The organism is Marinobacter gelidimuriae (assembly GCF_000372805.1).
GTDB lineage: Bacteria > Pseudomonadota > Gammaproteobacteria > Pseudomonadales > Oleiphilaceae > Marinobacter > Marinobacter gelidimuriae.
The window spans coordinates 26399-37459 of record NZ_KB889884.1 but is presented as its reverse complement, the minus strand read 5'-3'; the positions used below and the strand labels follow the sequence as shown (position 1 = coordinate 37459).

12 protein-coding genes and 1 tRNA gene are annotated in these 11061 nt (G+C 56.2%); 7 read left to right on the top strand and 6 right to left on the bottom strand.

Annotation, left to right across the window (positions count from 1 at the left end; all coding sequences use genetic code 11):
* The 3 genes from A3OI_RS0109330 to A3OI_RS21100 form a co-directional block, all read left to right on the top strand.
* Positions 1–233 (top strand): IS66 family transposase (locus tag A3OI_RS0109330; RefSeq protein WP_018404015.1); only part of this gene is annotated, 233 nt, incomplete at its 5' end.
* Positions 234–239: 6 nt separating this feature from the next.
* Positions 240–968 (top strand): beta-ketoacyl synthase N-terminal-like domain-containing protein, encoded by a 729-nt coding sequence (locus A3OI_RS19710; protein ID WP_018404014.1) that lies wholly within the window; start codon positions 240–242, stop codon positions 966–968.
* 22 nt (positions 969–990) lie between these two features.
* Positions 991–1875, top strand: coding sequence for a beta-ketoacyl synthase N-terminal-like domain-containing protein (locus tag A3OI_RS21100; RefSeq protein ID WP_018404013.1), 885 nt, complete (start codon positions 991–993; stop codon positions 1873–1875).
* Positions 1876–1878: 3 nt separating this feature from the next.
* Here A3OI_RS21100 and A3OI_RS0109315 read toward each other — a convergent pair whose 3' ends face one another.
* From A3OI_RS0109315 to A3OI_RS0109300, 4 genes are read right to left on the bottom strand one after another with little or no spacing between them, the layout of a single operon-like run.
* Positions 1879–2871, bottom strand: coding sequence for a BtrH N-terminal domain-containing protein (locus A3OI_RS0109315; RefSeq protein ID WP_018404012.1), 993 nt, complete (start codon positions 2869–2871; stop codon positions 1879–1881).
* Positions 2864–3283 carry a hypothetical protein gene (locus A3OI_RS0109310; RefSeq protein WP_018404011.1) on the bottom strand — a complete coding sequence of 140 codons (420 nt, stop codon included), beginning with the start codon at positions 3281–3283 and terminating at the stop codon, positions 2864–2866. Before A3OI_RS0109310 ends, A3OI_RS0109315 begins: the two co-directional genes overlap by 8 nt.
* Positions 3280–4437: a beta-ketoacyl-ACP synthase III gene (locus A3OI_RS0109305; protein WP_018404010.1), complete on the bottom strand. Its 1158-nt coding sequence runs from the start codon at positions 4435–4437 to the stop codon at positions 3280–3282. Before A3OI_RS0109305 ends, A3OI_RS0109310 begins: the two co-directional genes overlap by 4 nt.
* Before the next feature lie 54 nt (positions 4438–4491).
* Complete coding sequence (locus A3OI_RS0109300; protein WP_018404009.1) at positions 4492–5412, bottom strand: hypothetical protein; 921 nt, start codon at positions 5410–5412, stop codon at positions 4492–4494.
* A gap of 127 nt (positions 5413–5539) precedes the next feature.
* Between A3OI_RS0109300 and A3OI_RS0109295 the strand changes: the two genes are divergently transcribed.
* The gene (locus A3OI_RS0109295; protein WP_155903067.1) at positions 5540–6280 is read left to right on the top strand and encodes a hypothetical protein; all 741 of its coding nucleotides are present in this window, start codon (positions 5540–5542) and stop codon (positions 6278–6280) included.
* A 49-nt stretch (positions 6281–6329) separates the two neighbouring features.
* Here the strand turns inward: A3OI_RS0109295 and A3OI_RS0109290 are convergent.
* Both A3OI_RS0109290 and A3OI_RS0109285 read right to left on the bottom strand, forming a co-directional pair.
* Positions 6330–6405, bottom strand: a tRNA-Asn gene (locus tag A3OI_RS0109290).
* 81 nt (positions 6406–6486) lie between these two features.
* On the bottom strand, positions 6487–7116 hold the full coding sequence (locus tag A3OI_RS0109285) for an arylesterase (RefSeq protein ID WP_018404007.1): 630 nt from the start codon (positions 7114–7116) through the stop codon (positions 6487–6489).
* Between the two features lie 48 nt (positions 7117–7164).
* Between A3OI_RS0109285 and A3OI_RS0109280 the strand changes: the two genes are divergently transcribed.
* The 3 genes from A3OI_RS0109280 (at position 7165) to A3OI_RS21840 (ending at position 10834) form a co-directional block, all read left to right on the top strand.
* Complete coding sequence (locus A3OI_RS0109280) at positions 7165–7893, top strand: ABC transporter ATP-binding protein (protein WP_018404006.1); 729 nt, start codon at positions 7165–7167, stop codon at positions 7891–7893.
* Entirely contained in the window at positions 7893–10379 is a 2487-nt protein-coding gene (locus A3OI_RS0109275) for an ABC transporter permease (protein WP_018404005.1), read from the top strand. The genes A3OI_RS0109280 and A3OI_RS0109275 overlap by 1 nt, the downstream gene beginning before the upstream one ends.
* A gap of 89 nt (positions 10380–10468) precedes the next feature.
* Positions 10469–10834 (top strand): thiol-disulfide oxidoreductase DCC family protein, encoded by a 366-nt coding sequence (locus A3OI_RS21840; protein WP_081622902.1) that lies wholly within the window; start codon positions 10469–10471, stop codon positions 10832–10834.
* The last annotated feature ends 227 nt before the right edge of the window (positions 10835–11061 follow it).

Below are 11061 nucleotides of genomic sequence, written 5' to 3'. Positions count from 1 at the left end.
CAGTTGGCCGAAAAGCATGGCTTTTTGCAGATACCTCCCAGGGCGCCCGTGCCAGTGCCACGTGTTATTCCCTAGTCGAAACCGCTAAAGCGAACAAACTGGAACCGTCGGTTTATATCCAGCATGTTCTGGAGCGCATTGCCGACGCTGACACGTTGGAGAAGCTGGAAGCACTGCTGCCATGGAACGTCAAACTAGAGCGGGTCTCAAAAAAAGTGCCGCAGTTCGACTGAGGGCAAGTGGGTCGGTTTAAGGGCGCTTACTGTACGGCCACTGCCAACGCTATACTCAGCGCCGCCGCAGCCATTCGCACCGGGGTCAGTGACCATGCCCTGGTGGTTGGCCTGGAAACCCGAAACGATACCACTTTGGCCGGGTTTCATGGCATGCAGTTGCTGGCGCAGAAGAACATGCGCCCATTTGATCGGCAGCGTGACGGTTTGGTGCTGGGTGAAGGCTGCGGAGTCATGCTGTTGTCAAAGTGTGAAAGCGATGACCCAGGTGTTTTGCTTCAGGGGGGAGCCAGTAACTGCGATACTTTCAGCATTTCCGCGTCTAACCCGGATGGCAGCACCATTGCGGCGGTGATGGCCGATGCGCTGGACCGAAGCGGCATTGCACCTTCCGATATTCAGGCGATCAAGGCTCATGGTACCGCTACGCCTCTGAATGACGTTGGCGAAGCCGCCGGCATGCGCCGCGCTTTTGACAACGTACCGCCGTTTTTCTCTCTGAAAGCGGCGCTGGGGCATACGCTGGGCAGTTGTGGCGTGATGGAAACCCTGCTGGTTGCTGCTGCGCTTCCAGAGGGCAGGCTGCCTGCCAGTGCCGGGTTTTCCGAGCCCGACCCCGGCCTGGGAGTGGTGCCGATGTCAAAGCTGCTGGCGGTTGGCCCAGGTCATTATTTGTTGAATTTTTTCGGGTTTGGGGGCAATAACTCCAGCCTGATTATCCGCTATCAAGTCTGAGTTAACCCCGGGATTCGAATCCATGCTCGATATTATTGCCATCGGAGATCAGTACCAGACCGTTGATCCCGATCAGGGCCTGGCCAATCTGAGAGCCGCCGCTACGGCAGCGTGTCGCGAACGTTTCCGACGCATTGATCGGTTCACCCAGATGGCACTGATTGGTTCAGCTCAATGTATTGACGGCGCTGACGTTAAACACGATGCGGGGCTGTACATCGGTTCTCGCTTTGCCTCGTTGGGCAATATCACGAAGGTTCATGAGCAGATGATCTGCAGCGGTATGGTGCCCAAACCCGCCAACTTCATCAATACCCTGAGCAACTCGGCCGGCTACTTTGTTGCCCGCAACCTCGGGCTGCGCCATCGTAACCTCTTTGTCTCTCGGGGCGATGCCTCAGTGGTTGCTGCTCTGCAGTTGGCGGCCATGGATATCGGCACGGGAGCTGTATCGCAGGCATTGGTTGGGGCGGTGGACGAAGCGGTTCTGCCGCTTGAGCATCATCGTTTTCGTCTCGGGCTGGAAACGGGTACGGAGGTTGGCGAGGGCAGTCACTGGTTATTGGTGGCGCCTGAGGGCAGGGCTGACAGCCTCGCCTCGATAACAGACATGGCCACTCTGGTAGACGAGCGCGCGCTAGATCAATGGCTGAATCAACTGGACCCGGCGACTGAATATCGAGTGTCGCTGTCGCCCTGGACTCAGCAGCGCATGACATCAAGTTGTTTACAAAACTGGCCAATGCTGAAAGGATTTGATCCGGCGTTGGCAGCGTATCCGGGCCATGCTGCCGGCGCCTTGATTCGCTATCTGCAGTCGGGCGAAAACTCACCCCTGATTGTTATCGCCGCCGATACCGATGGCCGCTTCCACGCCGTCGTCACCTGGCCAAAGGGGGAGCTTTAGGTATCAGCGTAATTTGAGTTCCAACAGTTGTCGATAGCCCTGTTGTTCAATATCGGCCACGTTGCGCAGCTGTGTGGCCAGCTTGCCGTAGTCCAGTGCACTTCGCCCTTTAAGCATCTTGGCCGCATAAAGCGCAAAGCGGCGCCACTCATCACCCGCATCGGTGAACTGGTCCGCGGCTTGCGCCAAGCCTTCATGAGAAAGCAGGTGTGCCGACTCCTGCAGGAAGGACGCGAACAGAAAACGGAAGCCGGCACCGCCGGTTCCAATCTCTTCTTGCATGCGCACCATGTGGCCGATAAGCAGCTTGTTGTAGTGTTCGTTGGCGGGCGACAGCTTTTCTATGTGCCGGGCAACGTGGCGAATGCCCCGAACACCGATAAAGGGCAGGGGCGTGCGCAGCATCATGTTAACGGTTGAGCGAATAGCTTCCGGGATAGCGGCGGTCAAGTCCGGGGTTTGAATGATGGTTTCCGGGTAATAGGTCAGCCCCTTCGGGGCCAGCATACCCTTGGCGAATCGCGCCTGCTGTAGGGAAGCAACATCTGCTCGAACCGGCTGCTCAAACGTCGGGTCGCTGATCAGGTAGTCGTCGGCGTCTTTGCCATAGACCACCAGATTATGGGCATTGAAGTGGAAACGCATGTTTTCCGGAAAGTAGGGCAGCCAGTAAACCGACGCCTGCAGGCCTACTGGGAATCCTTTTTCCAGGTATTTGTCCAGCGCCACTGTGCCGTCTTTCGGGCCGCGGAAGCGCTCGAAATGGAAGCGAATGCTCAGGCGCTTGCTCAACCCGCGAATGATGCGACCGGGGGGCATGCGGTAGGCCAACAGTGGCATTCCTCCCATTTTTACCAGCGGAATGTAGGCGTAGGTGAGGGCAGAGGACAGCCCGAATATCATGGGCTCGGATAAATCCAGACCGTTATGGCGCAGTAGGGCTGCCACGGCACCGCTTTCGCAGTGAGCGGTCTGCTGGTGATTGAAATCAGTCATTTTGTGATTTGTCTTCCGGCGGGAGAGTGCGCAGTTGCTCGGCCGTCATGTGGAACGCTTCTTCATGGCGCTGCATCTTGCGCGGTGTCAGGCGTTTGAAAACGGCCGGTTTCAGATGTCGGCGAACCTGCCAGCGAAAAAAGCCCGTGGCTTGCGCCAGAACCGTCACATCCATTCGGTGCGCGTACATGTGGTATTCCAGCGGAGAAGCGAGGCCTTGTTGCACCCGCTGACGGGCTTCACGGCGAAAACGGTTGTACTCCTCGATGGCCTGATCCAAAACAATGTCTTCTGCTTCCCAGCCGCTAGACAGCGCTGAAGTGTACTCGCCGTCGGCGTTACGGGCATAGATGCGCTTCTTCTGGCCTTCGAACGATCGTGACTTGTCCTGGGGCACATCATCCAGTTTCATGATTGGTCCTGATGGTCACACACAGTCAACATCATGAAAGACGAAGAGAAACGGCCACTTTCAGGTATCCAGCAAAGCAGCTTCTGGCCGGGTTCCAGTTTGCCGGAATGGTACAGTTCCTCAAGCATGATGTAGATCGATGCAGAACCGGTGTTGCCTTTGTCGGGTAAATTAGTGGCCCAGCGTTCGAACGGAATCTCCAGTCCGCCGTTTTTAATGCCCTCATAGGCACGCTCGCGGAAATAGCCGGACGAATAATGAGGCAGAAACCAGTCGATATCATCGGCGACCAGCTGATACTTCTCGATTACCTCGGGCAGGTACTGCTCGATAGTAGTAGCAACAATATGTTCGTTCAACATGCGGACATCTTGTTTGACGGCGAAAATTGATTCTTTTAGCCAGGTTTCGTGAGGTAGATCTTTCCAGCTTTCCAGACTGCCGTCTTCACGCTTGCGGGCGCCGGCGTACATACAGGCGTCCAGCTGATTGGCAAAGGAGCGGATATCAATCCAGTCAACTCGTAGCGACAGGCCCTCTTTGGCCGGGGTGGGTTCAAGGGCAACGGCACCGGCACCGTCTGACAGCATCCAGCGCAAGAAATCCTTATCAAAGGCCACTTCCGGCTTGTTCTCAAGGGTGTCTACAGAGGCGGCAGTCTCTGGCTCGAACAGCTTGCCGCGCATGACCGCCGACGCCACTTCCGAACCGGTGCATACCACCCGCTGATGCTGACCGGTGGCAACGGACATCCAGCCATACTTGAGCGCTGACATCCCAGCCAGACACACACCTGCTGTCGCCACCACCTCGCAAGGAGGGGAGGCCAGTTCGCCATGAACCATCACCGCATGACTGGGCATCAACTGGTCGGGCAGGCTGGTGCCACATACCAAGCAATCTATGCCTTTACTGTACCAGTCGCCCAGTGCGCGAATAGCTTCTGCAGTCAATTTCGCGTTGGTATGAGTGCGCTCGCCGGTTTTCGGGTCCACCGCGTAATACCGGTTCTTGATCTTGTTACTTTTAAGGATCACCCGCCGTGCTCGTGAAGGCTGAGCGCCAGCCTGGCCAAGCACCGACTCTATCTCATCGTTACCGACAGGTGCATTGGGCAGCGCTGCGGCGATCGCGGTAATGTAAACGTTCTTCATGTGTTAAACAGCTCGGTAACTGGCAGGGGCCGAAGGGTGAAACAATCCAGGGTCTTATTCACCCGAAGGTGCGCTGAAATAAGCTTTTTGCTGCGCAATGCGCTTGCGTGTCAGTGGCGAGGCCAGACGTTTGATCAGCATGCCTGCCGGAACCACTGTCAGAATCATGGCCACCAGGAAAACCGAATAAAACATCAGCACCGGTTTGCGTTGCCAGGCCCCTCGCGGACCAAGTGTCCGCAGCAGTCGGCCCCACAGACGAAACGCCCGCTTGCCGGTTTTCTCACTGGAAATTAGCCCCGCGTTGATATGGACGGCTGACAGTCCCCGGAACATGTCCGAAGATACTTCGCCTTTGGTTCTCAATCGGTCGCGAATACGCCGGCCAAAGCGTTCACTGGCGGCGATCTCTTTTTCTGAAACGCCGGCTCTTGGGATCAGACCACCCCAGAACGGCCCTTTGCGGCCGGTGAGTACCCAAAGGGGCGTGGCAAAAAAGCTCAGCAGCGAGCCGGCTTCATCCACCATCGCGATATTACCGACCAGGCTGGCATTCAGCTCCGTCAGCTTCTGTTTCATATCTTCCTGAGCCATCAGCCACATATTCCGGCAAGCGATCAGCGTAACCACGGGCTTGCCATCAAGCAACTGCCTGGCACGCGGATGCTGAAGAAATGCCGTCATTGGCAGAGCAGGGGATAGAAACCATACTTGGTACGCAAGAATGACAAGGTCAAAATCCTCGTCACCGAGAACACTTGGGTCTTCAATAGGAGGCGGGTCTTGGTAAACAGATTCGGGAAATGCGTCGAGAAATTCCAGAAAAGGCCAAGGAAACGGGAAATCCTCCACCGGACGGATATTTTCGAATGTCACTAAAATATCATCCGATTCGACCAGTGGTCGCGTACACTCCCTTACCACATTATCAAGCTGCCCGCTCTGGGAATAATGTACGACCAGAACCTTCTTCATTGTCAGCTTCCAGAGCTCAGTGCCAGAATCGCGCGAATTAAAAAACGGTCACGCCCTTGATATCGGTATAGCGGACGACTATAGCACAGGACCACTTTATCTGAATCCTCAGAGTACAGCTGAAACCATGCAATTTAGCTTTGAAATATCAAGAGCCCACCCGGCCATGCCCGGCCATTTCCCGGGAGCTCCAATTGTTCCGGCGGTGGTATTAATTGAACACTTGGTGCGGGGGCTGGAACAGGCTACTGGCAAACCGGTAACCAACATTCGACAGCTGCGCCTGCTGAGGCCAATAGAGCCTGGCAAACGGATTGACGTCGAATGCCAGGAAAAAGCATCAGACACCTGGCGCCTGGTCTGTGCGGTGGCCGGCAAGCCTGTGGCCAAAGGAATATTAACCAGCCAACAACTGCAATTTGGCTCAGGCAGACGGCCGGTCTATGACCCATCGAAGTATCAATCCGCCCAAGCGGTGGGTGAACAGTTACCCCATGCTGGCGCGATGCAACTGATCAAGGAGTTCGCACTGATTGAAAATGGCGCACAAACCCGTGCAGTCATCACCGACAATCACCCCTTGGTCGATAAAGATGGCCTGTCTGCATGGGCAACGCTGGAATACGCCGCACAACTGATGGCATGCCGGAAACTCAGCATGGGCGGCGAGCCAATGAGCAGGGCGGTGATCGTACTGGTGCGGGCATTGAAGCGCTACACGGGTGAATCAATGCCGGTGGAAGGGGAGTTGATGGTGGAAGTGACTGAGGAGGTTGCCCAGCCAGGCGCGGTTCAGTGCGCATTTTCCGCAGTTTACGGTAAAGAAGTGATTGCAACCGGCGAGTTTCTCGTTGTTAGTGAGAGCTGAAACGAAAAATGCCGCTGATTCTTTTGAATCAACGGCATTTTAAAATAAGTGGCTCCCCGAGCTGGGCTCGAACCAGCGACAAACGGATTAACAGTCCGTTGCTCTACCAACTGAGCTATCAGGGAACAGCATCAAGTCGGCGCGCATATTATTCGCTTTTAGCGCCGGAGTCAACACCCTGAAATAAAAGGTTTGTTAGCGGCGACTCACAGTAAAGGTACCAGGTAGGGCCACACATTATCCAGCAAAATGCTTTGGGCCGGTTCTGTGGGGTGAATGCCATCGCTTTGCATTAAGCTGTTAACGTTGTAAATGTCGTCCAGAAAGAAGGGCACCAGTGCGGAGTTGTAGCGTTGCGCCAGATCTCCGAAAATAGCGGCGAAAGCCTGGGTGTAACGGTCGCCGTAATTGGGGGGTATTTGCATACCCACCAGCAGGGTTTGGGCGCCAGCCTGTTGGCTGTTTTTAAGCATCAAGGCCAGGTTTTTTTCGATCACCTGCGGAGGAAAACCGCGCAGGCCATCGTTGCCGCCCAGCTCCACGATCACCAGTTGCGGTTGGTGCTTGTTCAGTAAATCCGGCAGCCGGCGGGCTCCTCCGTCGGCTGTTTCGCCGCTGATGCTGGCATTTACCACGCTCCAGTCGTTGTGGCCCTTGTCGGCCAAGCGTTGGCGCAGCAAATTTACCCAGGCGGTTTCTTCCGGTACGCCGTAGGCCGCGCTCAGGCTGTCGCCCATTACCAGCAGGGTGTTGGCACTGATCAAACCAGGTGTCATAACTAGCACAAGCAGCAGTGCAAATGATCTGACCGCCAGTAAAACCGTATTCTTGAACACTGCGTAGTCTCCCAAATTTTTCGCCACAGGACAGGATTAACCAGAGCCGTGAATCAATCTAATGACCAGCCACAACCGAATCCCCACGTGATATTGCGGGTCAGCAAGCTGACACACAAGGTGGACCTTGAATCCAATACGCTAACGATCTTGCAAGGGGTCAACCTGGAAATCAATCAGGGCGACTCTGTCGCTATTGTCGGGCGCTCCGGCTCCGGAAAAACCACCTTGCTGGGCTTGCTGGCCGGGTTGGACACGCCGAGCGAAGGCAGCATTGAGCTGGACGGTGCAAACATCAGCGCTCTGAGCGAAGACGAACGCGCCGCGCTGCGGGCTCAGCGGGTTGGTTTTGTGTTTCAGTCATTTCAATTACTGCCGGCTCTGACCGCTCTTGAAAACGTGATGTTGCCGCTGGAACTGGCCGGTCGCCAAAATGCCGAAGCGCGAGCGCGGGAGCTTTTGCAACGGGTAGGCCTGGGTGAGCGCCTGACGCATACCCCGCGGCAGTTATCCGGTGGCGAGCAGCAGCGGGTGGCCATAGCCCGCGCCTTCGCCTGCGAACCTGCGATTCTATTCGCCGATGAACCCACCGGTAATCTCGATAACCGTACCGGTAAAGATGTATCGGATTTGTTGATGGCGCTGAACCGCGAGCAGGGCACCACCCTGGTGATGGTGACTCATGACGAACAGCTGGCGGCCCGCTGTGGCCGACAGTTCCACATTGAGGGTGGGGTGTTGAGCGAGCCGGAAACCCGCCAGAAGGCCGCAAGCTGATGGCCGCTACCGGTAAATTGCAGTCGGTGCGCCGCGAATGGCGCGAAAGGGATGTTCGGGTGGTGCTGGCGGCGCTGATTATTGCCGTGGCCACGGTGGCTACCATCGCGCTGTTTGCCAGCCAGTTGCAACGCACTCTGGTGTCATCGGCCAGCTCGTTCCTGGCGGCTGACCGCCAGCTGGAATCGGAAAACGGCCAACCACTGCCGCCGGCCTGGCTCGTTGAGGCGCAGCAGCGTGGATTGGAAACAGCAGAAATGACCGAGTTTTCCACCATGGTGTTTGGCGGTGGTAACTTTCAACTGGTTTCGGTGAAAGCTGTTAGCGACGGTTATCCGCTGCGTGGCGAAGTCGAAATTCGCACGGGCTTCGATGAGCCACGGCAAACCCTGAAATCTGGCCCAGCTCCCGGTGAGGTTTGGATAAACCCGCGTTTGCTGCGCTTGCTGGAATTGAATGTGGGCGATGAGCTTGAACTGGGCACCCGCACGTTGGTGATCAGCAGTCTGCTGGAGCGCGAACCTGACGGTGGCTTTAACATGGCAGCGTTGGCGCCACGGGTGATGATGCATCAAACTGATGTCGCATCGACCAGCGTTCTGCAAGAAGGCAGCCGGGTCAGTTTTGTGTATCTGTTCGCTGGCGATGCGGCTGAGCTATCGGATTTTGAACAGTGGCTAAAACCCCAGCTGCAATCCAGCCAGGAATGGCGAAGCGTACGCGATGGTGAAACCCTGTCGGCCTCATTGGAGCGGGCCGAAAGCTTCCTGCTGCTGGGCGGCAGCCTGGCCGTGCTGCTGGCCGCAGTTGCGGTGGCGGTGGCCAGCCGTCAGTACGCCTTGTCGCAGCGCGATACGGTAGCTTTGTTGAAAACTCTCGGCGTCGGTAGCCCTCGCATCGGCCGTTTGTACCTGCGCCGACTGGCCGTTTGGGGCGTTGTCGGCATGGTCGGTGGTTTACTGGTGGCCTTACCGCTGTTCTGGGGCTTGAGTCAAATATTAGGCGATGTGCTGGATCAGCCTGTTGACGTTTACCTTGACCCGAAGGCGCTAACACCGGCGGCTCTGACGGCCCTTGTGTCGCTGTTCGCTTTTGCTTACCCGCCCATACGTCGCCTGCGCAAAGTCCCCGCTATGCGGGTGTTGCGAAGCCAGCCAGGGGAGTCCCGGCGCGAGTTGGTGCCCGATTTCATCATTGGTATCGTGGGAGTGTTTGGTTTGGTGTGGGTTTACGCCGGCGATGTGCAGCTGGTGTTGGCGTTATTAGTGGGCCTCGGCCTGCTTCTGTCCACTTTGGTGTTGCTGGGCTGGATGCTGGTACTGGGCTTGCGCAAAGTGCGCGGCGGCGGCAATGCCTGGCGCCTGGCGCTGTTGGGTCTTTACCGACACCGCCAGGCTAGCTTGTCACAAATTGCTGTATTCGCCATGACACTGATGCTGGGCACCACCCTGATTTTGGTGCGGACCTCTTTGCTGGACGATTGGCGTGCGCAGCTGCCTGAAGGCGCGCCCAATCACTTTATGGTGAATATCAGCCCCCAGGCCGTGAACGATATTAACGAATTCTGGAACAGCCGCGGCCAGCCTCTGGACGCTATGTACCCCATGGTGCGTGGCCGCCTGACGTTGCTCAACGGCAAACCGGTAAAAGAGGCGGTCAGCAAAGACGAACGGGTGAATGCGTTGAACCGCGAGCTGAACCTGACCTGGATGGACACGCTGCCAGAAAACAACCGCATTGTTGATGGTGAATGGTTCGCCCCGGGCAAAACTGACGGCGTATCGGTGGAATCTGAGCTGGCTGGAAAGCTTGGCATTACGCCTGGTGACGTACTGACCTTCACCATTGGTTCTGAGCAGATCACTGAAACCGTGACCAGTATCCGCAGCGTGCAGTGGGACAGTATGACACCCAACTTCTACGTGGCGTTTTCGCCAGACAGCAGTCTGCGCCAGTTGCCGGCAACCTGGATCACCAGTTTATTTTTGCCGAAAACGGCGAAAAACGAACTGAACGCGTTTTCCCGCCAGTTCCCCACAGTGTCGGTGCTTGAAGTCGACAATATTATCGAACGAATTCAATTGATTGTGGTCCAAATTACCCAAGCCATTGAGGCAATTCTGGGGTTGATTCTGGCCGCTGCGCTGGTGGTGATGGCGGCGGTGGTCAGTGCCACTTTGCAGGATCGCCAGCGCGAAGGGGCGCTGCTGCGCACCTTGGGCGGCCGTCAGAGCTTGCTGGTGCGAGCGACTTTGCTGGAGTTTGCGTTGCTTGGCGGCTTTGCAGGAATTCTGGGAGTGGTTGCTGCGGAAGCGGCGGTTTACGCTCTTCAACTGCGCATGTTTGAAGGAAATTTCCGCGTTCACTGGCAAGTGGTGCTACCGATTCCGTTCATCAGTGCAGTGGTATTGTCACTGTTCGGGCGCTGGCAGTTGCGCCCGGTGTTGACTGTGTCGCCGATGCTGCTGCTGCGGCGGCTGGAGTAGTTTTGCAACTTTTAACCGCGCGGCCAACCAATCACGTACCGTCATGGTAGAGTCTTCATAAAGCGTCCTGTATTACTCGGAGATTCTTTATGAACAGATCATCGGGAAAACTGATCGTTTTTTATGATGGCTCATGTCCTGTCTGCATCCGCGATCGCCGCTGGTACGAAAAGCTGGCGGGGAGAACAGGAGAATCCGTTGAGTGGCTGGATATTACCGGGCGTGATGAGGAGCTTCTTCAGCAGGGTATTCATCCAGATAAAGCTTTGCGGGAATTACACGTTAAAGATGCACAAGGCCAAGTGCATCGCGAAATAGACGCCTACATCCTCTTAATGTCTCGAGTTACAAGCTTGAAGCCATTGGCATGGTTAATCGCCTTGCCTGTGGTGCGCCCCATCTTGGCTTGGTTATACCATCGGTGGGTGGCGCAGCGGCTCCTGTCCCGTGTCTGACTTTCATTAATCCGCACCCCTCCCTTCGGTAACGACCATGTGTTTGGTGGAACGCGCCAACTTTTGGTCTTATGTCGGTGCCGACTGGCTACCGCACGTTGCAGATTCTGACACAATGATTTGGAGTCCGGTTGATGACACAAAACGTGCGGGAGGTTCTTGCCTCTGTAAAATCTCTTCTGGTTGGTACTGTTCTTCACTGTCGGCAACAGTCTACTGGGCGTTGT

Excerpts from the sequence above, each read along its gene's own strand:
- A3OI_RS21100 (WP_018404013.1), top strand. The coding sequence starts at position 991 with ATGCTCGATATTATTGCCATCGGAGATCAGTACCAGACCGTTGATCCC.
- A3OI_RS0109315 (WP_018404012.1), bottom strand. The coding sequence starts at position 2,871 with ATGACTGATTTCAATCACCAGCAGACCGCTCACTGCGAAAGCGGTGCC.
- A3OI_RS0109310 (WP_018404011.1), bottom strand. The coding sequence starts at position 3,283 with ATGAAACTGGATGATGTGCCCCAGGACAAGTCACGATCGTTCGAAGGC.
- A3OI_RS0109305 (WP_018404010.1), bottom strand. The coding sequence starts at position 4,437 with ATGAAGAACGTTTACATTACCGCGATCGCCGCAGCGCTGCCCAATGCA.
- A3OI_RS0109300 (WP_018404009.1), bottom strand. The coding sequence starts at position 5,412 with ATGAAGAAGGTTCTGGTCGTACATTATTCCCAGAGCGGGCAGCTTGAT.
- A3OI_RS0109295 (WP_155903067.1), top strand. The coding sequence starts at position 5,540 with ATGCAATTTAGCTTTGAAATATCAAGAGCCCACCCGGCCATGCCCGGC.
- A3OI_RS0109275 (WP_018404005.1), top strand. The coding sequence starts at position 7,893 with ATGGCCGCTACCGGTAAATTGCAGTCGGTGCGCCGCGAATGGCGCGAA.
- A3OI_RS21840 (WP_081622902.1), top strand. The coding sequence starts at position 10,469 with ATGAACAGATCATCGGGAAAACTGATCGTTTTTTATGATGGCTCATGT.